The organism is Rossellomorea aquimaris (assembly GCF_001877785.1).
GTDB classification, from domain to species: Bacteria; Bacillota; Bacilli; order Bacillales; family Bacillaceae_B; genus Rossellomorea; species Rossellomorea aquimaris_A.
Window position 1 is genome coordinate 98,464 of record NZ_MINN01000074.1, and the last position, 22,060, is coordinate 120,523.

Annotated in this window: 21 protein-coding genes and 1 other annotated feature; of the genes, 16 read left to right on the plus strand and 5 right to left on the minus strand. The window is 44.1% G+C overall.

Annotation, left to right across the window (positions count from 1 at the left end; all coding sequences use genetic code 11):
- The first annotated feature begins 196 nt into the window (after positions 1 to 196).
- Both BHE18_RS04355 and BHE18_RS23735 read left to right on the plus strand, forming a co-directional pair.
- Entirely contained in the window at positions 197 to 688 is a 492-nt protein-coding gene (locus tag BHE18_RS04355; protein ID WP_071617409.1) for a cysteine hydrolase family protein, read from the plus strand.
- A 430-nt stretch (positions 689 to 1,118) separates the two neighbouring features.
- Positions 1,119 to 1,241, plus strand: coding sequence for a hypothetical protein (locus BHE18_RS23735; RefSeq protein WP_268876290.1), 123 nt, complete (start codon positions 1,119 to 1,121; stop codon positions 1,239 to 1,241).
- A 330-nt stretch (positions 1,242 to 1,571) separates the two neighbouring features.
- On the opposite strand, the gene BHE18_RS04360 is transcribed toward BHE18_RS23735, so the two are convergent.
- Positions 1,572 to 2,183, minus strand: a complete 612-nt coding sequence (locus BHE18_RS04360; protein ID WP_071617410.1) for a CGNR zinc finger domain-containing protein — start codon at positions 2,181 to 2,183, stop codon at positions 1,572 to 1,574.
- A gap of 119 nt (positions 2,184 to 2,302) precedes the next feature.
- On the opposite strand from BHE18_RS04360, the gene BHE18_RS04365 reads away from it, so the two are divergent.
- Positions 2,303 to 2,758: a hypothetical protein gene (locus tag BHE18_RS04365; RefSeq protein WP_071617411.1), complete on the plus strand. Its 456-nt coding sequence runs from the start codon at positions 2,303 to 2,305 to the stop codon at positions 2,756 to 2,758.
- A 62-nt stretch (positions 2,759 to 2,820) separates the two neighbouring features.
- On the opposite strand, the gene BHE18_RS04370 is transcribed toward BHE18_RS04365, so the two are convergent.
- On the minus strand, positions 2,821 to 4,446 hold the full coding sequence (locus BHE18_RS04370) for a M4 family metallopeptidase (protein WP_071617412.1): 1,626 nt from the start codon (positions 4,444 to 4,446) through the stop codon (positions 2,821 to 2,823).
- Between the two features lie 363 nt (positions 4,447 to 4,809).
- Positions 4,810 to 5,430, minus strand: coding sequence for a class I SAM-dependent methyltransferase (locus BHE18_RS04375; RefSeq protein WP_071617413.1), 621 nt, complete (start codon positions 5,428 to 5,430; stop codon positions 4,810 to 4,812).
- 176 nt (positions 5,431 to 5,606) lie between these two features.
- On the opposite strand from BHE18_RS04375, the gene BHE18_RS04380 reads away from it, so the two are divergent.
- The 7 genes from BHE18_RS04380 (at position 5,607) to lysS (ending at position 11,867) form a co-directional block, all read left to right on the plus strand.
- Entirely contained in the window at positions 5,607 to 6,053 is a 447-nt protein-coding gene (locus BHE18_RS04380) for an NUDIX hydrolase (protein ID WP_083573615.1), read from the plus strand.
- Positions 6,054 to 6,565: 512 nt separating this feature from the next.
- On the plus strand, positions 6,566 to 7,774 hold the full coding sequence (locus BHE18_RS04385) for an MFS transporter (protein ID WP_071617414.1): 1,209 nt from the start codon (positions 6,566 to 6,568) through the stop codon (positions 7,772 to 7,774).
- Between the two features lie 146 nt (positions 7,775 to 7,920).
- Complete coding sequence (locus BHE18_RS04390; RefSeq protein ID WP_071617415.1) at positions 7,921 to 8,652, plus strand: class I SAM-dependent methyltransferase; 732 nt, start codon at positions 7,921 to 7,923, stop codon at positions 8,650 to 8,652.
- A 75-nt stretch (positions 8,653 to 8,727) separates the two neighbouring features.
- Entirely contained in the window at positions 8,728 to 9,132 is a 405-nt protein-coding gene (locus BHE18_RS04395) for a hypothetical protein (RefSeq protein ID WP_071617416.1), read from the plus strand.
- Between the two features lie 27 nt (positions 9,133 to 9,159).
- Positions 9,160 to 9,366: a hypothetical protein gene (locus BHE18_RS04400; RefSeq protein ID WP_071617417.1), complete on the plus strand. Its 207-nt coding sequence runs from the start codon at positions 9,160 to 9,162 to the stop codon at positions 9,364 to 9,366.
- 28 nt (positions 9,367 to 9,394) lie between these two features.
- Positions 9,395 to 9,952 (plus strand): hypothetical protein, encoded by a 558-nt coding sequence (locus BHE18_RS04405; RefSeq protein WP_071617418.1) that lies wholly within the window; start codon positions 9,395 to 9,397, stop codon positions 9,950 to 9,952.
- 108 nt (positions 9,953 to 10,060) lie between these two features.
- Positions 10,061 to 10,325 (plus strand) — a binding site (T-box leader).
- 81 nt (positions 10,326 to 10,406) lie between these two features.
- A complete protein-coding gene (gene lysS / locus BHE18_RS04410; RefSeq protein ID WP_071617419.1) occupies positions 10,407 to 11,867 on the plus strand; it encodes a lysine--tRNA ligase in 1,461 nt (486 codons plus the stop codon).
- Positions 11,868 to 12,270: 403 nt separating this feature from the next.
- Here the strand turns inward: lysS and BHE18_RS04415 are convergent, their stop codons facing one another.
- Positions 12,271 to 12,459, minus strand: a complete 189-nt coding sequence (locus BHE18_RS04415; protein ID WP_071617420.1) for a hypothetical protein — start codon at positions 12,457 to 12,459, stop codon at positions 12,271 to 12,273.
- Positions 12,460 to 12,681: 222 nt separating this feature from the next.
- On the opposite strand from BHE18_RS04415, the gene BHE18_RS04420 reads away from it, so the two are divergent.
- The 4 genes from BHE18_RS04420 (at position 12,682) to BHE18_RS04430 (ending at position 17,353) form a co-directional block, all read left to right on the plus strand.
- Entirely contained in the window at positions 12,682 to 13,425 is a 744-nt protein-coding gene (locus tag BHE18_RS04420) for a hypothetical protein (RefSeq protein ID WP_071617421.1), read from the plus strand.
- 28 nt (positions 13,426 to 13,453) lie between these two features.
- Positions 13,454 to 13,585, plus strand: coding sequence for a hypothetical protein (locus tag BHE18_RS23740; protein ID WP_268876291.1), 132 nt, complete (start codon positions 13,454 to 13,456; stop codon positions 13,583 to 13,585).
- A gap of 25 nt (positions 13,586 to 13,610) precedes the next feature.
- Complete coding sequence (locus BHE18_RS04425; RefSeq protein WP_071617422.1) at positions 13,611 to 13,958, plus strand: hypothetical protein; 348 nt, start codon at positions 13,611 to 13,613, stop codon at positions 13,956 to 13,958.
- A gap of 368 nt (positions 13,959 to 14,326) precedes the next feature.
- The gene (locus tag BHE18_RS04430) at positions 14,327 to 17,353 is read left to right on the plus strand and encodes a carbohydrate binding domain-containing protein (protein WP_071618227.1); all 3,027 of its coding nucleotides are present in this window, start codon (positions 14,327 to 14,329) and stop codon (positions 17,351 to 17,353) included.
- A gap of 62 nt (positions 17,354 to 17,415) precedes the next feature.
- Here BHE18_RS04430 and BHE18_RS23130 read toward each other — a convergent pair whose 3' ends face one another.
- Positions 17,416 to 17,583 (minus strand): hypothetical protein, encoded by a 168-nt coding sequence (locus BHE18_RS23130; RefSeq protein ID WP_171910649.1) that lies wholly within the window; start codon positions 17,581 to 17,583, stop codon positions 17,416 to 17,418.
- Positions 17,584 to 17,832: 249 nt separating this feature from the next.
- On the opposite strand from BHE18_RS23130, the gene BHE18_RS23545 reads away from it, so the two are divergent.
- Both BHE18_RS23545 and BHE18_RS23550 read left to right on the plus strand, forming a co-directional pair.
- Positions 17,833 to 19,809: a phosphodiester glycosidase family protein gene (locus tag BHE18_RS23545; protein ID WP_071617423.1), complete on the plus strand. Its 1,977-nt coding sequence runs from the start codon at positions 17,833 to 17,835 to the stop codon at positions 19,807 to 19,809.
- Positions 19,810 to 20,834: 1,025 nt separating this feature from the next.
- Positions 20,835 to 21,944: a purple acid phosphatase family protein gene (locus BHE18_RS23550; protein ID WP_235860267.1), complete on the plus strand. Its 1,110-nt coding sequence runs from the start codon at positions 20,835 to 20,837 to the stop codon at positions 21,942 to 21,944.
- Positions 21,945 to 22,060: the final 116 nt, after the last annotated feature.

The following is a 22,060-nucleotide window of genomic DNA, read 5'->3' on the forward strand; positions in this document are numbered from 1 at the left end:
TCTATTTTTCTATCTTTTTATTGAAAGTGAGGTGGGAATGATAGAAAAACAATAAGATAATTTCAAAAATCCATCAATGATACCTTTTCTCAATGTTACTAAAGAAAATGATACAAAAAAAAATATGACATAGTAAATACAAAAGGAAGGTATTATAAAAAACAAGACATCGGTTTATTTATTAGGAGGAAGTATTATGCAGAAAAAAGCTTTAGTAATAATTGATATTCAAAATGACATAACAAAGAATTACAAAAATATCATTGATAATATTAACAAATCAATTGATTGGGCGGTCGAAAATAATATTCATGTTGTTTATATAAGACATGAGAATTTGTCACCTGGTACGAGAACTTTTAAAACAGGTACACTAGGTGCCGAATTAGCTTCAGATTTGAAAGTAGTATCAGAAAATGTTTTTACAAAATATAAAGGAAACGCATTAACAAGTAAAGAATTTACAGACTTTATTAGTATAAATGAAATAGAGGACTTCTACATCACTGGAGCAGATGCTGTTGCTTGTGTTAAGTCAACTTGCTATAACTTACGTAAATCAAACTATGGGGTTAGTGTACTATCAGATTGCATAACCAGTTATGATAAAAAGAAAATTGATGGAATGATAGATTATTATGAAAGTAAAGGATGCAAGATAATTTGTTTGAATGACTTATTGATTTAAGAATCTACATATCCATTTAATCGTCCAGAGGTAGTTTAAACATACTGCTTTGCTCCGTTTCTTAAAGTATCTAGGTGCACTACTCAATAATTAAAGAATTTATTAATTTGAAGTTAAGTCATCATATTCATTGAACGATACCAAGGCGTCTCACCTCTCCCGCTGCTCTCATTTCAAAGTCTCACGCCTTTCTTAACATCGTGCTTTAACATAGCCTGAAAATAAGGACTCGATTGGGGTTCTTATTTTATGGTCATTTATCAATAATATTATTTAACATAGTTTTTTTGAAAAGTGGAAAAGAAAATCCGGATTATTTTACGAGAGAAGAAGACATAAGCGGGATGAAACAATCGGTCAATCATTTCCTGGAGCAGAAAAGAAGTTTGAAAATCGGGTGATCCGGCTGAGGGCTGAGGAGAATGCAGTCGTGTTTTATGAACAATTGATTGTAAAAGATGAAAAAGTCCTGTCTCGATTGTTCACGATTGAAAATTGGAAATTACGGAGCGGAAAATGGGGAGTTATGAGTGAGATAGAAGAAGCAATTTAGCAGGTTTTGGTCTTTTTAGTCAATATGTTGGTTAATTGCAAGTACCGGTAAGGACGAGCGGTTTAGCAGCGGGGGTATTATCTGGTCAGGGACCGTGTTTATTATCAAAACCGGCCCACTTATTATCAAAAATCCGGATATATTATCAAAACTGAACCATTTATTATCAAAAATAGAATTATATTATCAAAACCATGAATGCACAGCGTAGAATACAAAGGGGGGTATCATTTAATCGGGGTCCGTCCCCGCGACCCAATTAATTTGTCCCCAGCCCCAGCAGCAACACAACAACAACCTGCCGGAGCAAGGCACCCAAGAACCAACAAATCACTTTTCCTTCTTATAAAACCGCCGTGCTTTAGCACGATTGCCGCAATCGGCCATGGAACACCAGCGGCGGCTCCGGTTGCGGCTCGTATCGAAGAATAACCATCCACACGGATCTCCCTCGCATTGTTTGACCCGTTCCAAATCGTTTTTGGAAACGAGTAAATCTACGGCAGACTGCAAGATTGGAGGGAGCATCATGTCCAAGTTTTCCCCGGAGTAATCGAACTTCATTATGTAATGATCTTTTTCATGGATCAACTGAAGCTTTCGATCGAATCGGCTTACAAATTCATTGAAGCGGTCCAGGTCTTTCTCAAGAGGTGGTGCTTCCTCTGCAATCGATTTGAATACTCTATACATCACTTCCCGCATCTCAACTGCCTGCTTCAAAACATCCCCGGCTTCAGGCGGTTTTTCCTCCGCTTTTAAAAGAAGGGCTTTTGCTTGTTGTCCGCTCAGGACTCCTGCATGGATGCTCCAGTCGACCAAATTCGCATAACCCGCAAACCATTCCCTCCTTTTTTCGGTACTTTCCCGCCAACTGACGGTATTGATGAAATCCATACACAGCCGTTCTCCGACCATCATATAAGAATTTGTTTCTGACATGTTCAAAACTCCTTTTCTGTAACCATCTTAATACATATTGACAGTTAGAAACAACCGGGTTAAACTATAACCGTCTAAAGTAATTTTGATGGTTAAATACAATTTCAGGAGGTACAGAGATGAACAATCCGATGTTGGCAGCTGTTGAAACATTGTTGAAGGAAACATTTGAGGGACCTGGTGAAAATGGAAGCTGGTACACAGAATCAAAGCCAGGGAGTGGTTTATTCGGAACGCTTGGAAAACTATCGGAAAAAGAGGCATCGATCTCTGTTAACGGGACGACAATCGCCGCCCAAACGGACCATACCCGCTATTACTTGTGGGTTGCGAACTCCTATTTAAATGGGGAAGAGCCAGAAAAGGATTGGGGAGCATCCTGGAAAATCGCAAAAGTTGATAAAATGACCTGGGAAAAATTCAAACAAGAACTTCAACAAGAATATACAACATTGCTGAAAAAGGTTGGTTCACTTGACTCCTTGGATGAACAGACATCGAATGGTCTGTTGGGAGCGATCGCCCACTCAGCCTACCATCTCGGTTCGATCCGGCAAATGATCAAGGGACTCTAAGATTGAATCCACATACAAGCATAGAAAAGCTCCAGGGAATCATTCCCCGGAGCTTTTTAAAATTAGTATACCCCAACAGCATCCCATGCTGCTTTTACAGAGTTATACGTCGAGCTTCCGCTTCCATACAGGTCCGCTGCTGATTGAAGAAGAGCGGCACGTGCGTAGCTGAAGTTGCTTGTAGGCGTTAAGTATACCGTCAATGCACGGTAATAGATCTTTTCGGCTTTCGCTTTACCGATGCTTTGGATCGTGTTGTACGCTGCTTTGTTCGGAATGCCTGAGTTGGTATGAACGCCGCCATTATCAGAAGAGGTATTGACATAGTCATTCATATGAGCCGGCTGTCCATATTGAGTCGGATTTGACAGGCTGCGAAGGGCATCGCCAGAAACGCCAGGTGTGTAGACATCTTCACCCATCAAGTAATCGCCGGGATCGAGGAAGTATCCGAATACATCCGAGAACGATTCGTTCAGCGCGCCTGATTGATATTGATATTGCAGACCTGCTGTACGTTCTGTCACGGCATGGGTCAATTCATGTGCAACAACGTCCAAAGCGCCTGACAGGGAAGTGAAGGTGGATCCGTCACCGTCACCGTACACCATTTGTGAACCGTTCCAGAAAGCGTTATTGTAGTTGCTTCCGTAGTGGACAGTGGAACGGATGGTCGCACCGTTATTGTCAAAACTGTTGCGGTTATGTGTGTTTTTATAATAGTCATATACTTTACCCGCGTAGGCATGGGCGTCTACGTCAGCAGCTTGCGAATAGGCTGTCCAGGCATTGTTGCTGTCTACTGAATAGTAACCTGGAAGACTTGATCCATTATTCGCTGTTAATGTTTCAATGACACCGTTCATTGGTTTTGTGACGTCAAAAAGATAATAAGTACCGTTTTCATAATAAGTGTTCAATGATTTATAATCATCCAGCACACCATATCCATACCCGGTGGTTCCCGCATCGCTCACTGCATTGACTGCTTCAAGGATCCGGCCGTCTTCAGCATCGATGAAGATCTGCCAGTTGGCACCGTACGGTTTGATGAATTGAAGCTGAACTTTGTAGGCAAGGTTGAATTCGCCGTCTTTCTCATGGATGACCAGGTCATTTTTCACTGTCGTATTTTCGATATCGCTCTTAGGTCCTGCCACGTTTTGATTATCTACAACCGTATCGCTTTTTGATAGGTTGATATGTTTCCATGCAAGATCAGACGCAGCCTTTTTGGAAATGGAGGACTTGGTCTTTGTCACCTTTTTGGCTGCTTTGTCATATAGCTGCCCGGTTGCACCCGTCACTTCATTCTCTTTATTTATGTGGATGATGAAGGTTGCCCCGTCGATCGGAACCCCTTTGATCGATTGAGAAAAACGATAGTGAGTGGATCCAAGCTCATCCGTTGTTTTTTCGATGAGGGTAAGCTCTGAATGAGGATCGATTTTGAACAACTCTTTATTGACCTTCATGAATTTCTTTACATCTTTTTCGTTCTTTACAATACCTTTTGACAGCTTCCCGGATAGGAAGTCCGGACCGCTTTTATCTATAAGTTTTTGATGGATTTCCATTTTGGAAGTGATAGAATCCGTAGATGATTGCGCGAATGTTGTTCCAGTAAAGGATGCACTGAAAACAAGGGATGTTCCTAATGCTAAACTGACTAATTTTTTCTTCGACATAATTACAATTCCCCTTTTATAATGTATTAGAGAAATAGCTATTTCTTATAGCTCCGGCAGCTAATTTGAATTCTAGTAAAATAAACTTGATAAGACAATGAAAATTATGGAAATAGTATGTCAATTTAGAATATTTACTTTTTTGGGTTTCCGCTTTTGTGTAAACGGAAGGGAGGATTCTTTGTTTTTCTCCTTTTTTTGACAAAGATTATTTTTTTAGGCATATTCGACATTTTTTTCTATTTGATAATTTGCTTTCCTATTATAATGGGAAATTAGAAATCTTAGATGTTGGGGGATGAACTTGAAGAGGGACCAGCAGATAAAAACTCAGGGAATTTGACCCTGAGTTTATCTTGATTACTATGATTTAAGCAGGACTATTTTTCTGTACATGCTTTTAAAAAGAATCGGGCGGTCTTCCATTATGGACAGGATCTCTTTGTGAGGTTCAACCATCTTTTCAAAATTCCTCCCAATGTCCGTGCCCAATACCCCGATAACCGGTCTGAGCAGCTTTTTATAGAGCGGCAGTTTGTTCCCTTTTGGAGAAAATTTATCAAAAATGACTATTTTGCCATCCTGTTTCAAGACCCGTACGATTTCCCCGAAACACCGGTTTTCATCAGGGACAACCGACAAGATCAGGCTTGCCACCACCAAATCGAATTGATCATCTTCAAATGCCATGTCCTGTGCATCCATCTTCAAAAATTCGATAGCAGAATGGTTGAATTTTTCCCGTGCCTTCTGAAGCATCGCCTCTGAGTAATCGATAGCCGTGATATCAAACTTATCAATATCCAGTAACTCCAAATCTGCGCCGGTACCAACCCCGACAAAAAGAATTTTCTGACCTTCATCTTTAAATATGCCATCACTGAAAATCTGTTTGCGTGCTTTAAGAAATAATCCGGAATTGAAAAGCTGGTCGTAAAAACCAGACCCGAGTTTATAGATGAATTTGTTCCAGTGGTTGTTCATTGGTCACCTCTTATTTCTTTTAATAATGTTACTATTAACATACCATGTATTTTACCAAATATGACCAATAGCAGATGAATAAAAACTTGCCGCCATTTGGATTGGATGTGGATTAAAGGATATTATACCGGTTTTAAAGAATAGGTATATGACAATTGCTTATCGGAGGAAACCAATTGAATAAACTTAAAAACAACGGTTATGAATTTATGGATTTTATGTACATCAACGAAGGGGAAATATGTACATACGGACCGCTTGCCGGATCTTTTGCGGTATTGAAATGCGGGGGAGAGGTTCTCATGTGCTATAACGTTTGGCGGAAGCAGTGGGAATTGCCGGCCGGACGCAGGGAAGGTGATGAAACCGCAAAGGAGTGCGCTGCTCGGGAACTTTATGAAGAAACGGGGCAAGTGGTGTCGGACTTGCAATTCAGTGGACTATTAAAATCAAAGAATATCAAAACGGGCGAAGTCAAATACAATCCCGTTTATGTTACGGCCCTTGAAAAACTTCAGCCCTTTATCGAGAACGAAGAAACATCTGAGATAAGGCTTTGGGATTTAAAAGAAGAAATCGGTGATCTGGATATGGTTGATATCAGGATATTGGATTTTGTTTGAGTCAGCGGGTCGAGGGGACAGGTACCTTGTCCCACTTCAAAAAAAAAAACGAATCGAACGAAAATTGACCATATTTTAGTGATCATTCTGTTATATGAGTCCGCATTTCATCCAAAGGGGAAGAGTTATGGGCCTCACCCGGGGTATTAATGCGACTCGCAATTCATTTATTATCAAAAAGGGCCCACTTATTATCAAAAATCCGGATATATTATCAAAAACCAACCATTTATTATCAAAAATAGAAATATATTATCAAAACCATTATTACGCATCTCATAATACCCATCGGTGTATAAATCGACCGAAGCATATTCAGAAAGATTCGCCAGGATTATAAGAACCTGAACGAAAGTTATTACATGGAAGAGCCCCACTAGATTCATATTATAACCTACATCACGGATAAGTTATTTGTTATACTAATTAAAAAAGTTCATTAGTGTTTGTCTTTCCGCTATAACCGTATGGACATCAACTATCTAAGTGAACGATAAAAACGAGGGTTAAGATTGACGACATTTCTTTTAATTATCATTTATTTGGCTTTCATCAGCCTGGGGCTGCCTGACTCGATCCTTGGAGCGGCCTGGCCTGTCATGCAAAAGGATTTGGGCGCCCCGCTGGAGTCGGCAGGACTGCTGTTCATGACTGTCGCCGGGGGAACGATCATCTCCAGTTTAGTGAGCGGGAGCATCTTGAAGAGGTTCGGCACAGGTAAGGTTACGTTTGTCAGCTGTTTGATGACGGCCCTCGCACTGGTGGGGTTCCAGTTCTCTCCTTCGATTGTGTGGCTGGTTGTGTGTGCGGTACCGCTTGGCCTTGGTGCAGGGGCAGTGGATTCGGGGCTGAACAACTATGTGGCCGCCCATTACAAAGCTCACCACATGAGCTGGCTGCACAGTTTCTGGGGCGTAGGAGCCACCATGGGTCCGGTCATCATGGCGCAGTTCATTGCAGGTGATTTATCATGGAGAAGCGGGTACCTGGCGATTGCCGGGATTCAACTTGCGCTGGCCGTGATTCTGCTAATGACGCTGCCTATATGGAGCAAAGTGAAAAGCGGACCAAAGGCCAAGGAGAATGAATTACAGGAATCAACTGTTAGTGGGAAAGTGGAAGCAAGTAAACCCCTGCAGGTAAAGGGTGTAAAACTCGCTCTGTTCACGTTCTTCTTTTACTGCAGTATCGAAGCCGCCATGGGGCTGTGGGGGAGCAGCTTCCTCGTGAATGCAAAAGGGGTATCCCCGGCGGATGCCGCCAGGTGGGTGTCCCTGTATTGGGGAGGAATCACGGTGGGGAGGTTCATCACCGGATTTATCACCTTCAAGGTCAGCAACCTCCTTCTCATCCGGTGGGGCCAGCTGATCGCACTCTGCGGGGCGGTGCTTTTGTTCATGCCTCTCCCGACAGTCTTTACGCTCATTGGCTTTATGCTTGTCGGGCTCGGGCTCGCGCCTATTTTTCCATGTATGCTTCATGAGACACCTGCACGTTTCGGCAAGCATCATTCCCAGAGCATCATGGGATTTCAAATGGCATTCGCTTATACAGGGAGTACATTTATGCCTCCGCTGTTTGGCTTTATTGCCTCAAAGACTTCGATCGGATTTTTCCCGGTCTTTGCCTTGGTCATTGCAGCGGCGATGTTATTGAGTTCGGAGAGGTTGAATTCTTTGTTGAGGAAGAAGGCATTGGAAAAAGAGATAAAGGCAGTTTAATTGTTTAGGAACATCAAAAGAGCTGGTCCATCGAATGGACGGCTCTTTTTTGTGTGTTTTCAAGAAAGAATATTTCTATTATTTTACAAAAATATGTTAAACTATCCAAAGGAATTTATTTCATGATGGAGGGGGAAATGTGCTAAATGGAATTCAGGGGTTCAAGTGCGTATGACCAGGAAAGTTTCTTTTCAACTTATATGATACGAAGAGATCGAAAGGACAGCCCAAATAATGCGATTGAGGGTCCGATCATCGATGAGCTTTTTGGCGACGTCCAGAATAAAGAAATCCTGGACCTTGGATGCGGGGATGCCGTTTTTGGCAGAGAATTATTGGATAATGGCGCTGCCTCTTACACCGGAGTGGAGGGTTCTGAACAAATGGCGGCCGCTGCCAGGCTGACTATGTCCGATAAAAATGGGACCATCATCCGCGAGTCCATGGAATCGTATCATTATCCGAAGGAAGCTTTCGATATCGTCACATCCCGTTTTGCCATCCATTATGTTCCGGACATCGAACCATTGTTTCAAGACATACATAAAGCATTGAAGAAAAATGGGCGGTTTGTGTTCAGCGTGCAGCACCCTCTCACTACTTCGTCGTTTGTCAGCAAGAAAACGGGTGACAAACGCGGGAACTGGATTGTGGACGATTATTTCCTTGAAGGGGAAAGAAAAGAACCGTGGATCGATCAAGTGGTGGTCAAATATCACCGGACGATCGAGCAATATTTCCGGACGCTGTTGTCATGCGGTTTTACCGTCACGGATCTGCGTGAAGGGACGCCATTGCGCGAACACTTCAGCAGTGAAGAAGAATTTGTGAGAAGGCAGAGGATTCCGGTTGTGCTTGCTTTTTCTTGCATCAAATAAGATTTGCGGTACACATATCAGAGGAGCGGAAGGCGACAGGGCCGCCTTCAGTTTACTTTTAAAGGGGCGACGGCAATGCTTCTGAAAAGAACGAGTAAGGCAGACATGAGTCCTCTTAAAAAATCAGTCTTGCAAACAGGGATTCTGCTTTTTTGGATGATTGGTATTATATTTCTTTTTATATTGGGGAATTTGCTCCTTAAGATCAATACATATGGATTTGAAACAGGCGTGAAGAGCACGGCCAATACACTGGAGATCTTTTCTAAGCCAGTGGTTTCACCACTGAAATGGTCGTCACAACAAGAAACCGGAATTCATCATTTAGTTGTTAACATGCTTGTTTTTTATGCTGTTTTTACCTTTGGATTCTGGGTGAGGCAGTATTTTAAAGTAGCAGGCGTGATTCTGCTGCTGGTGTTTTTCATTGCTTCAGGCATTTGGTATTATGTATATTTTTTAAGTTATGCGGTGATTTAGATTCTAGAGAGAAAGCTTGGTGTCCGAATGATAAATAAGATTAGAGAACTTCCTGAAAAGGCTGCCTTTACAATAGGCTTGTCAATGATCTTTGTCTGTCCAATCGTATTGCTGTTCATCCCGGTGGATAAATGGATGACGATCGCCATTCAGGGTATTGTCGGATTTATTTCTATCCTATTTATCCTGAGTGCAGCGGATAAGAGACATGCACGAACCGGTAGTGATAAATGAATGACGATTGAGATGGGAGGGGAACCCATTGAATTTTACTGACTCTCTCGTGACCTACTTTCTTTTATGGGGAATGCCCGTTTTTATGGTGATGCGGGCCTACTTGGAAATGAGCGGGGATGTGAAAAAAGAAGCGTTAAGTGATTTCAGAACACCGCGCTTTATTTTTACTATCGGCTTCATGGTGACGGGTGCATTTGCAGCACATGCAGGGATGCTGTTCTCGACAAACTCGTTAAGATACATCGGAACTTCGCTTCTCATCACTGGATTAGTGGTATCTTCTTTTCAAACGTGGAAGTTTAGTAAGGGGAGAAGTGCCTACTTGAAAATGAGCGGGGATGTGAAAAAAGAAGCGTTAAGTGATTTCAGAACACCGCGCTTTATTTTTACTATCGGCTTCATGGTGACGGGTGCATTTGCAGCACATGCAGGGATTCTGTTCTCGACAAACTTGTTAAGATACATCGGAACTTCGCTTCTTATCATTGGATTAGTGGTATCTTCTTTACAAACGTGGAAGTTTAGTAAGGGGAGAAGTGCCTATATGCTTTTAATTGGGACGTTGCTGATTTTCTTATTTTAAAGACAGGTATAGTGCTTAATTTTTTGAACCGGGATACCTGTCCTATCGCTTCTTCAAGTCCCTTGACACTTGCCACTGCATAAGATAAAATATTCCTAATTTTCAATACTGGCGGCTATGAAGAGAAGAGTAGTTGGGATCGGTTATTTTCAGAGAGCTCCGGGTGGTGGGATGGAGTAATAATGATCTTAATGAAAAAAGGCTCGGAGCTTCGCACGGATCCAGGGTTTCCCTGGTGATACTGCGACGGGATCTCCCGTTACAGAGATAGGGTATACTCAACTATAAGTTTTGACGTACCCGAAGAGTTTGGTATGGCGACATATCAATAAACTGGGGTGGTACCACGGAGCATAATACTCTCGTCCTCAAGATGATGAATCTTGGGGGTGGGAGTTTTTTTGTTTTTAAATAGATTCGGTGTGATAAAAAACCAAAGAACGGAGTGAACGGTATGAGTATCGAGCAGACAGAAGCCAGACTGAAAAAGGCACAAGCGATGAGATCGCAGGGGATAGATGTATATCCAGAAAGGTTTTCCGTAAATTATGAACTTGCCGAGGCAGCCCGGCTTGAAGATGCTACAGCGGGAGTGAGGGCAGCGGGAAGGATCATGGGGATCAGGAACTTCAAGAAACTGATGTTCATTACGGTCTCAAACATACATGGCAGTCTGCAGCTTCTCCTGAAGAAGGATGAAGTGGGCGAAGGTCCGTTTGAACAATTTCAAGATTTGGTGGACATCGGTGATTTCATCGGTGTGGAAGGAAGCATGTACACCACGGGGGCGGGAGAGAAAACGCTGCGGATCGAACATTATGTATTCCTTGGCAAAGCGCTGCGGAGTCTGCCGGATAAATGGCACGGTCTGAGCAACATAGATGTCCGTTACAGGCAGCGTTACCTGGACTTGATGATGACTAGTGAAACCCAAAGCCGAATGCTGTCCAGAAGCAAAATGGTTCGCGCTATTCGCCGATTCTTTGAAGATCAGGATTTCATTGAAGTGGAAACGCCAATTCTGCAGCATACCTCCTCCGGTGCGCTCGCGAAACCATTCAAGACCCATCACAATGCCCTGGATACGGATCTGAACCTCCGGATCGCGCCGGAAACATATTTGAAAAGGCTGATCGCAGGCGGCTTCACCAAGGTATATGAATTCGCCAAGTGTTTCCGGAATGAAGGGATCAGTCCCCAGCATCTTCAAGAGTTCACGATGCTCGAGGGATATGCAGCCTTCTGGAACTATGAAGACACGATGAAACTCATGCGTGAGATGGTGCTCCATGTATTGGTACACACTTTTGGAACAACCACCATCCATATAAACGGCCAGGCGATTGACTTTTCCCAGCATTGGGAAGCGGTCTCCTTCAGGGAATTGATTCAGAGGGAAACAGGAATTGATATCAGCCTATATCCAACTACAGATGAATTGATTCAAGAGATTCGCAGGATAAACATCCAACTTGAACATGCGGATATTCATTCGTTAGGAAGAGGAAATTTGATTGATTTGCTTTATAAGAAATCATGCCGTCCAAAGCTGATCAAACCGACATTCCTGATCCAGCATCCAATCGATCTGTCACCACTTGCGAGGGCAAATGACGAAGACCCTGCCCTTACAGACCGGTTCCAGCTGGTCGTGAACGGGGCTGAAATCATCAATGCATATTCTGAACTGGTCGATCCAATTGAACAAAGAAAAAGATTGGAGGAACAAGCCATCCTTAAGAGCAATGGGGATTCAGAAGCGATGGAAATGGATGAGGAATACCTGACCGCCATGGAATACGGGATGCCGCCCATCTCCGGCTGGGGATTCGGCATCGAACGGCTGCTGATGGTACTGACGGACAGCGATACGATCAAGGATTGTGTGTTATTTCCGTTGACTAGGAAGATGTAATTTGATGAGTTGGGTTGAGAGTGGGACGTGGGGACAGGTACAGTGACCCATTAAATAATGTTGAAGGATAAGAAGAGCTGCTTTTATTGATCGAATTTAAATATGTTTTAAGGAATGATGGGATTGGCTGAGCGGGTAACTACTAAACCAGTGAGTTTCAGCTGCCATCGTAGGGTATAATTGGTGCCCTGGTTGTTTTTATTATCAAAAACGTCCTGCTTATTATCAAAAATCTGGATATATTATCAAAAAACAACCATTTATTATCAAAAATAGAAATATATTATCAAAACTTATTTCCAATGCCTGAAATACCTGTCGTGGTATAGGTAGGGGAGGACATAAATCCCGAATCGAAGGAGCCGGTTTCTCATACAAACTGAGAAACCGGCTCTTATCTAATCTATGACATAAAACGAATCGAAGAATATCCAGAGTGCGGATGCTGTGCAGAGCGTTCCTGTTTGTAAACGGCCTTCAGCTGTGGTTCCGAAAGGGTTTCTAAATCCTGTTTTTCCTTCACCATGGATTCTTTGAGCATTTGATAAATACCTTTGTTCTGGTGGTTGAGTGAGGCTTGATTTGCCATCATTTCCTTCCTCCTCTAAGAAAAGAATTCTCTAAAATATAGGGTCGGTGTAAAGTTTATATCATCATAATACCTACAAACCTTATCTGTCAAGTCGGAATTAAACGAGACCCTATATAATTCAATTAACTTGGAGCACTGTAAAACGGGTTCACTGGTTGAGATTTCAGCTCGGTACCTTCTGGAAATATGATAAAATACTGGTAAACAAAAGGAGCATTCTCAATGATTCTAAGAAAATTTCTGGCAACCCTTGTGTCTGCCCTCATTTGTTCATTGATTTTAGCTATATTTCAGACATTAGATGGGAATGATCCTTTATACAATTACGGCAATCAGCTGATGAGCTGGTCAGCCATTTACTTTATTTATATCGGTGCAATTATTCTCATCTATGGAAATATCGTGTCTTCAGCCGCAGAGTATGTCCAAAAGAAGTTGTTTGCAGATAAGGATTGGCTGTACATTCTGATACTCGGGATGTTCGGTGTGGCAAACGGGCTGGTTTTCAATGAAATTCTGATGGCCGTCAGTGGAATGGCTGCAGCTGTGATTTATGGTGTTATAGAAATATGGATTGCCCGCAGGATGAGAAGTGAGCGAAGCATCAAGATGTTCGTGATTGTCCCGGCCGCAGTGTATCTTTTTGCATGGGGGATTGGGCAGGCACTATCCCCTCCGGTGCCGCCTTTTACAAAAGAAGATGCGGTCGAGTTCGCCGTTTCAGGAGAAGGGACCTCAATCGATTATTTTCCGGAAGAAATCGGTGTCTGGGAAGGAAACATTAATGGTTATAAGGTAAAGAGGGAAACCCTTGTAAAAGAAACCGGCCGCGAAACGTATGTGATTATATTTAAGGAGAAATGGGACTCCGGTATCGAAAAAGGTCAGTATTCCCTTTCCTATAAGGTGAAGCGCGGAAGTTCGACGATAAACGGGCAGACCGGGGATACGCCGCCTTACTATTAAACTTCTAATTCATTCAAGAGGTGAGCAGATGGAACTTTTTATGCTGATTGTGATTGTGATATTTTTACTTATTTTATTATCGATCGAAGGATCTCTAAGGAAAGTACATAAGTCGAATACAGAAATCCTGGAGGAATTGCGGGAGTTAAATAAGGAATGAAGGTTATTCACATAGGAGGGATGTCATGAGCAGCTTGATAAGATACAAACTCTTCTTATTTGTCCTGTTTTCTATTTTGCTGTACTTTGCAGTTAGTTGGGTGCAGCTGTTTGGCGTTTATACGCAGCTTTTCAACATTTTTACGATTATCGTGATTCTTGTAATGGGAATTTATTACCCGCGTTTCAGCAAAGGAATCAGTAAACGGATGGGCCGGAAAATAAAGCTGATCTGGATGGCTGTTTTTTTAGTTGTATTGGCTGGGTTGAAGGTCGGTAGTTCAGTTATAAGTGATGGCGCATTTAATTTACTGTTTATCATTACAGGGGTGTATTTATTAATGAATCTTAAGGAAGTGGTTAAGCAGAAGTAAGTGAGGCAAGGGGACAGGTCCACTGGTTTTTATGCTGTCCCCATAACTCACCCTTACCCTACGTGGGTATTTCGTAGGGTTTCGTTGTTTGTAAAAGGAAATATAGGAAAGGGTGTAGAAAAAGCTAGAAGGATACACTTGTTTTAGATGGTTATTTTAGAAAGCGTTTTCTTTGTATAGTAGGGGACGTTTCACTTTTGGATTTAATCGAAACCGGTTTCGTCATTGGGCACGATGCAATTATTATAGGTTTGGTGAAAGGGAAATCTTTTTTAATTAAAAACGAAAGCGGTTTCGGACTTGAAAAGTGGTGCTAAGGAGGAATGAAATCCTTCTTCACATATACAAACAAAGGGAGGAAACAAGGAATGAGAAACAAAGTGGCGATGGTGATGCTTGTGATGATACTTGCATTGTCGGTTGTACTGCCAGCCGGGGCGAAGGGCCCGCGAGGCAGTGAGGATGAGACGATGTTAAAACGCTGGGAGGAGCGGGGGCTCTTCGGGGTGATGGAAAAGATGAAGAAGAATTCGAACGCAGCGTTGTCGAGAGTGGAGTATGCTGGACTCATTCATTATCTAATTGGTGCCGGCAAGGAGGAGATGCCGTGGAGAAGAGCGGATGTGGTGAAGGATGCTAAAGCTCTCGGGTACTGGGATGAGGTGTTCGGAGAAGAAGCGGAAGCCAACTCGGCTGTGAAGAAGAAGGAGGCACTTGAGGTTGTGGAGTATCTCCTTCCGGACAGCGGCTCCGATGATGATGAGGATAGCATGAAGCCGCTTAAACTAATCGATGCAATCCGTTTGTTTGATGAGAGGGCCGATGGTTTTTACCAAGAGGCCGGTGTGTATTCCGGAGAGACGATCGTTGGAAATGCCCTCATTAATCATGGGGATGTGTCGCTCCAGGGTGTGAAGATCGAAGGAGATCTATATATCACGGCCGGCGCTCAGAATGGGAATGTCATTTTGAAAAATGTGACGGTTGATGGAAAGGTTTATATTGACGAGAAAGTGCAGAATCAGGTGCGTTCGGAAGGGTCGAAACTTGGTGAGGTCAGGGTGTATCAGCCAGGTGCCGGCAAATCCGACTGGACGCTGATGTGGTCGGATGAGTTCATTTCAAAAGAAATCGATCGTGAGAAATGGACGTATGATATCGGGAACTGGATTGTGGATGAAAACGGCGATCCAGTTTCTCCCGGGTGGGGGAATAACGAGCTTGAATATTATACGGACTCACCTGAGAATTCCTTCATCCGCGACGGTAAGCTCGTAATCAAGGCGAAAAAGGAGGATGAGCCGATCACCGATCAGTTCGGTTCGTACGATTATTCTTCAGCCAAGCTCAAAACGAAAGGCTTGTTCTCAAAAAAATACGGGAAGTTCGAGGCGCGGATGAAGCTTCCGGAAGGACAGGGATTCTGGCCGGCATTCTGGATGATGCCTGAAGATAGTGTGTATGGCAATTGGCCGACTTCCGGAGAGATTGACATCATGGAATCGGCAGGCGGCGATACGAGCAAGATCGGGGGCACGATTCATTATGGAGCGGAGTACCCGAATAACACGTATACGGGTGCGGAGTATCATTTTCCAGATGGAGAGGATACGACCGGTTATCATACGTATGGAATTGAGTGGGAGCCAGGTGAAATCCGCTGGTATGTAGACGGAAAGCTGTATCAGACGCTGAATGACTGGTTCAGCCAGGGCACGAATCAGGCGGACAAGTACGCATTTCCTGCCCCGTTCGATCAGGAGTTCTATCTGATCCTGAATCTTGCAGTAGGCGGCTGGTACGGCGGCAATCCGGATGAGACGACAAACTTCCCTGGAGAGATGGAAGTCGATTATGTCCGTGCCTATGAGCTGACAGGCCGTGACTATATAGAGCCGGTCGAGCCGGAGCAAGTGAAGGCCGAGCTGCCGGAAGGTTCCAAATTTCCGTTAGAGGATGGGAACTATATTTATGATTCAGATTATGATGAGCCGTTCACAGTGGTGGATGCATCTGACGAAGCGCTGGACGGGACATACTGGAATTTCGTGAAGCTGCCGGACTTCGGCGGTGGAGGGACGATAACGAAGGAAGAGGCAGACGGCGTTTCTTTTGCAAAAACAGAGGTGGCGAATGAAGGAAATGCATTGTGGGCGCTGCAGCTGATCCAGAACGTTTCGATTGCGGAAGGCGGCATGTATAAGGTCAGCTTTGATGCCAAGTCGGATACGAACCGTCCGATGATGTCGAAGGTATCGGGCGGAGCTGAGAGAGGGTACGCCAATTATTCGGGTGAGCAAACGATCCAATTGACGGATCAGGTGCAGTCTTATGAGTACACGTTCACGCACCGCCAGGATACGGATATCGCAGCAAGGCTCGAGTTCAATATGGGTGCAAATGGGAATGCACCTGTGTGGATTGGGAATGTACGCGTCGAGGAAGTGGAGCCGGTTGATTCAGGTAATGCTTCGAAAACTCCGCTGCCGGACGGAAATCATATTTATAACAGTACGTTTGATCAGGGTGACATGACGCGTATGAATTATTGGGATGTTTTAGTGAATGAGCCTGCAGCGGCTGCGGCCGAAGTAACGGAAAAAGCAAGGGAGCTGCATGCAGAGATCACAGACGGCGGTTCGGCTGCCGGTGACGTCCAGGTGAAGCAGACAGGTTTGCAGCTTGATGCGGGTGCAGATTATGAGTTGACGTTCGATGCGCGTGCTTCAGCTGACCGGAAGATTGAGGTCGAGTTCGTGAGCGAGGACGGGACGGTGAGGTATTTAGATTCCGTACCGGTTAAGCTGAATGGTGAAATGGCTCAGAATAAGGTGGCATTTACGATGCCTGAGGAACTGAGCGATGAACATGGTCAGCTGCTGTTCAAACTTGGCGGCTCGGAAGGGGATGTGTATCTGGATAATGTTAGACTGCTGAAAACGTCGGTGGATGTGGAGCTGGAGCCTTTAAAGAATGGAGATTTTAGTTCAGGGCTTGAAAACTGGGTGCCATATATTCATTTTGATGCTGGTGCTGTAGTTAATGCTGAGAATGAGCAGATGAATGTGCGGATTGATAATGCCGGAAAAGAAGCGTGGAGTGTTCTGGCGGAGCAGCCGGGACTGGAACTCGGACAGGGGCTGACGTACGAATTGTCGTTTGATGCCCGTTCGACGGTTGCGCGCAGTATGGAAGTGACGCTTGAAAATGCAGCATACACACGCTATTTCAACCAGCAAATTCCGGTCGATGACGAAATGTCCAACTATACTTATGAGTTTGTGATGGGCGCGAATGAAGTGGTGTCGCTGAAGTTCTTGATGGGGAAATTTGCAGGATCGGACGCAGCACATGAAATCACGATTGATAATGTGGTACTTCGGGTGAAGGAATAGAAGAATAGAAGAAATGGGGACTGCCTGCTGCGGCAGTCCTTTTTTTTTTGAGGTGAGCGGATTCAATCTGCATTCTGCCTCTTTCTCCTATTTAACCAGTACATCAGGAAAAAACCGAGAGTGATCCCAATACTATATGTGATGATATAATTCATTTCAAATTTTCCGATCAGGGATAATACCAGAAAGATGATGGTGCCGATAAGGAATGGAAAATACCAGCGGTTCATTGAAAAACTTCCTTTCTAATAAAAATAGATATATTGAACTATACCCATTTTTTAGGTGGTGAATCTTTACCTGCAAAATAAATAGATTCATTAAGAAATTCTCCAAAAACTCTAAGGATAGTTCCTATTACCTCTTTTTCAGAATTTTACAAATAAATTACATTCTATTTATTTTTTTCCTTTATGATAAAGATGTCATTTATTGATGGATTCAATCAAAATATGGAAATGTCTATAGGAGGCTGAGGGATGAGAAAATGCTTGAAAAGGGTAGTGCCTGTTGTCCTGTCATTTGCAGTTGCCGGCAGCATGGTTCTCCCCAATGTTGCGAGGGCCCTGGGAGATTTCGATTTAGATTCCAGGGTGGTACATACACCGATTAATGAATACCGGGCAGATCTTGCACCTGGTGTTAAGGAGAAGCATTACAGTTTTGAAGGAAGTGACGGGAAGAAGATTGAGAGTTTTGTAGTGGAAGTAGACGTTCAGAATCCGAGTGTATCGATTGAAGCGGGAACCCCGGATGACGGCGAGGAGTATGGATTGCAGCCTGTCAGGCAGCAGGCAAGTGCCGCGGATGGTGAAAACCATAAGGTGGTGGCAGCTGTGAACGCCGATTTTTATAATATGGCTACAGGCGAACCCAACGGTATTGTTTTTAAAGATGGAGTCGGGATAAAAGATCAACTTCGGCAGGGGTGGGGTTTCTTAGGCATCAAAAAGTCCGGTGAAGCAGTCATTGGAAGTACAGCGGAGTATGATGTGGTCAAGGATCAGCTGCAAGAAGCCCTCGGTGGAAATGCGATTCTCGTAAAGGAAAGTCAAGTCTACCAGACTCCTAAAACTGGAGCGGATAGGGAGCCTCGCACGGCTGTTGGGATCAAAGCGGATGGAAGTGTGTTCTTTACCGTGATCGACGGCAGACAAGAGCCTTATTCAAGCGGGATTTCCATGCCTGATTTGGCACAATTGATGATTGATTTGGGCGCGGTGACGGCCCTTAACCTGGATGGCGGCGGTTCATCCACTTTTACCACCCGTACACTTGGAGGGGACGATCTCGAGATTGATAATATGCCCTCTGACCGTGGGGAGAGAAGTGTAGCCAACTCGTGGCTTGTTGTTTCAGAGCAGCCTTCAGATCATTCCTTTGACTCTGCGTATGTTTACCCTTATGATCAATCCTTCACTCCGGGTTCTACGATCGATTTCGGTGCAAAAGGCAGGGACAAGGCCATGGCATCAGCCCCTATTCCAGACGCCGATCTGACATGGGAATTATCTGATGCGTCATTTGGGACAATTGATGAAAATGGAGTGTTTCAATCGAATGGGAAAACAGGTCAATTTCACGTCATGCTGAACCATCAGGGAAAAGAGGTTGGCAAAAGCATCATTGAAATTGCTGCTCCGGTTGAAATTTCTTTCTCTTCACCTGAACTGACGGCAGCCAGAAACAGTGAAATCCCGTTAGGTTTTAAAACAAAATATGAAAAACGGATAGTCGATTGGAAGTTGGAAGACGTTGAGTTTGATATACCGGAAGGATTAGGCACGATTGATGAGGAAGGTGTCCTCCATACGGGTGATGAGAGTGTGAGCGGCACCATCACAGCCCGGCTGAAGGATACAGACCTGACAGCTCAGTTGAAGATCTCTGTTGGAATGCTTCCACAAGTGCTATTTGACTTCGAAGAAGACTTAGGTACATGGAAGACAGCAACAGCGAATCGGGGAGAAAAAGGAAGCCTGAGCCTGGCGGAGTATCCAGAACCCGTTCGATTCGGGGATCAATCACTTAAGCTTGATTATGATTTCACCGATGCACAAACAGGGACGACCCTCGGAGTGTATACCGGTCCGGGAGTGAATACCGAGATCGAAGGGGATCCGCAAAGCATCGGCATGTGGGTCTACGCAACGCCGGAAGCAAACGGGTACTGGCTCCGGATGCTGATTGCAGATGGGAATAACAAGAATCAATCCGTTAACCTGACCGCTGAGAAGCCCGGGATTGACTGGGTTGGATGGAAATACATCGAGGCAGAGATCCCATCATCCTTTACAGGACCATTCAAGATATCCGGGACCCAGGCCATCAGAATGATGTCGACGAAATCCGGCATCACAGGACCTATGACGAAAGGGTCTCTTATATTGATAATATACGTGCGGTGTACGGAGAAAAAGTCGATGATCTATATCCTCCGGTCATTGAGTCCATAAATGCAGAAGGCCAAGAATATACAACCAGCGCGGTGAATATTAAAGCAGACGTTCGGGAATATGAAGATGATCCTTACAAAACGGGTATCGATTGGGAAAAGATCAAATTGTACGTGGACGGCAATGAGTATTCCAAGCGTGAAGGCCACTTTTCCTATGATATGGATGGCTCTGTCTCGCTCAGCGGATTAGAGTGGGCGGACGGTACACATCAAATTACCTTGATGGTTCCTGATAAATTTGGAAACCAGGCGGCTAAAACCGGATATTTTACAGTCAATACAGGGTCTGCAAAGATCGAAATCATTAAAGCTGAAGAGAAAGCATTTTTAGGGGATACATTTGAACTGGCTGTGAAAGCAACAAATCCAGCTGAAATCTCTGAATCTGCCTTGTCATTGAAAGTGGATGGGAATTTTCCGGTGGAAGACATCATCTTTTCACCTGGCTTCGCTGGAAGCACATCAAGCTATGACGATGAAACGGATATCTTGACTCTGCATCTCGAGAACAACGGGGAAACCGGCGATACAGCAGAAGCAGCCATAATTCCGATAAGGGTGCCGGCATCCACGAAAGAAGGAAGCAAAGTGAATGTGGAGTTGATGGGGGGAGAAGTCACCTATGTTCATCCCCGGGAAGAGACTTTCATCCCGACCTATTCGATGAAACCGCTGAATGTGGAAGTAGAGGCTGCACTTAAAGTCGAAGCGGAACCACTGTTAATAGGAGAACCTGCACATATCAAGGTAATGGATCAGGAAGGCAAGCCTGTCAGTGGAGCGGAAGTTTTTGCCTCAATTGAAGGAAACGAAGAACTTCTTGGGAAGACAGAAGATGACGGTTCCCTCCTCGTCGATTCGCTCACAAATGAGATCAAAAACATCAGCTTGTTTTCAGTGAAAGGCGGAAGGTATTCGTTTAAGATGGATACGCAGACGTACCCGGCTTTAGTGGAGGATGAAATAATAAATATTATTTCACCTACCACCGATGACCCTTATAAATCGAAAAGTTTTACCTGGATGTCGAGCCCGTTAGGAAAAGACGAGACACCGGTCATCCAATATGCAAGGAAGAAGGATTATGACAAGAAAGGTGATAAGAGCCTTCTCACCGCAAAGGGATCATGGAGCAATCAAGTATTCTCCGGTGAGTTGGATATTACCAAGAATGGCATCGCGCGTGTGAATCAGGTTACAGTAAAGAAACTGAAACAGGACACGACATACGTTTACCGGGTCGGGAATGGGGAGACCTGGAGTAATATGCAGGAATTCACCACGTTGAAAAGAAAAAATCAATTTGAGTTCGCAATATTGGGGGACACCCAATCACCATCCGACTTAAGCCTGTTTGACCAGATTCTTTCCGATGTCAACGGACAGGATCCGGCATTTATGATCCATGTAGGGGACCTCGTCGATGATTCTTCTAAATTCACTCAATGGGATGATGTATTGGAAGTGATGAGTCAATATGATACCATCCGCACGACTAATCTTGTATCCGCCCTTGGTAATCATGAATATATGGGAGACAGCGATGCCAGTACAGCAAAGGCCATCCTGGGCTCGCCGGGGAATGGTCCTGACATGGACAAGGGCGGCACGTATTCAATAGATTATCATAACATGCACATAAGTGTGCTTGGTTTTACAAGTGACGATAAAGTACTCGATCAACAAATGGAATGGCTGAAAGAAGATATGAAGAGTTCAGATAAACCATGGAAAATACTCGTGACCCATAAGCCTCCGTACTATACGAATCCGTTCGGCGGCAATGAAATCATGAAGGAAAAACTGCCACCGGTCGCTGATGAACTTGGAATCGACATCGTCTTCTCCGGTCACGACCATGCGTACGGCAGAACGAAGAAACTGAAAGAAGGCAAGGAGGACGAAAACGGTACCGTCTATGTTGTTGCAGGCACTACCGGTAAAAAGCACTACGATGCAGTGGCAGATGAAAAATTTGAATACGTCAACATGGAAAACATTGCAGTATATATGAGTGCGAAGGTGGATAAGGATACCATCACATTCATCACCCGCACATCAGACGGCGATGTGATAGATGAGTTCAGTGTGGTGAATGAAGAGTACGATATGGAAGACTCTGAAGAAGAGTAGGATGGATAGGTGTCAGGTACCCTTGTAAACGGGAGGGCCTTGGCACCTTTTTTAATTTGAAAATATGATGCAAATGTTGTCGAGGGGAGGCAGCTGGCCGTTTAACCGAGAGGGAT

What these genes read in the sequence shown, in the direction of transcription:
- BHE18_RS04355 (WP_071617409.1), top strand. Translation starts at nt 197, where the DNA reads ATGCAGAAAAAAGCTTTAGTAATAATTGATATTCAAAATGACATAACA.
- BHE18_RS04360 (WP_071617410.1), bottom strand. Translation starts at nt 2,183, where the DNA reads ATGTCAGAAACAAATTCTTATATGATGGTCGGAGAACGGCTGTGTATG.
- BHE18_RS04365 (WP_071617411.1), top strand. Translation starts at nt 2,303, where the DNA reads ATGAACAATCCGATGTTGGCAGCTGTTGAAACATTGTTGAAGGAAACA.
- BHE18_RS04370 (WP_071617412.1), bottom strand. Translation starts at nt 4,446, where the DNA reads ATGTCGAAGAAAAAATTAGTCAGTTTAGCATTAGGAACATCCCTTGTT.
- BHE18_RS04375 (WP_071617413.1), bottom strand. Translation starts at nt 5,430, where the DNA reads ATGAACAACCACTGGAACAAATTCATCTATAAACTCGGGTCTGGTTTT.
- BHE18_RS04390 (WP_071617415.1), top strand. Translation starts at nt 7,921, where the DNA reads ATGGAATTCAGGGGTTCAAGTGCGTATGACCAGGAAAGTTTCTTTTCA.
- BHE18_RS04395 (WP_071617416.1), top strand. Translation starts at nt 8,728, where the DNA reads ATGCTTCTGAAAAGAACGAGTAAGGCAGACATGAGTCCTCTTAAAAAA.
- BHE18_RS04400 (WP_071617417.1), top strand. Translation starts at nt 9,160, where the DNA reads ATGATAAATAAGATTAGAGAACTTCCTGAAAAGGCTGCCTTTACAATA.
- lysS (WP_071617419.1), top strand. Translation starts at nt 10,407, where the DNA reads ATGAGTATCGAGCAGACAGAAGCCAGACTGAAAAAGGCACAAGCGATG.
- BHE18_RS04415 (WP_071617420.1), bottom strand. Translation starts at nt 12,459, where the DNA reads ATGATGGCAAATCAAGCCTCACTCAACCACCAGAACAAAGGTATTTAT.
- BHE18_RS04420 (WP_071617421.1), top strand. Translation starts at nt 12,682, where the DNA reads ATGATTCTAAGAAAATTTCTGGCAACCCTTGTGTCTGCCCTCATTTGT.
- BHE18_RS23740 (WP_268876291.1), top strand. Translation starts at nt 13,454, where the DNA reads ATGGAACTTTTTATGCTGATTGTGATTGTGATATTTTTACTTATTTTA.
- BHE18_RS04425 (WP_071617422.1), top strand. Translation starts at nt 13,611, where the DNA reads ATGAGCAGCTTGATAAGATACAAACTCTTCTTATTTGTCCTGTTTTCT.
- BHE18_RS04430 (WP_071618227.1), top strand. Translation starts at nt 14,327, where the DNA reads ATGAGAAACAAAGTGGCGATGGTGATGCTTGTGATGATACTTGCATTG.
- BHE18_RS23130 (WP_171910649.1), bottom strand. Translation starts at nt 17,583, where the DNA reads ATGAACCGCTGGTATTTTCCATTCCTTATCGGCACCATCATCTTTCTG.
- BHE18_RS23545 (WP_071617423.1), top strand. Translation starts at nt 17,833, where the DNA reads ATGAGAAAATGCTTGAAAAGGGTAGTGCCTGTTGTCCTGTCATTTGCA.
- BHE18_RS23550 (WP_235860267.1), top strand. Translation starts at nt 20,835, where the DNA reads ATGTCGAGCCCGTTAGGAAAAGACGAGACACCGGTCATCCAATATGCA.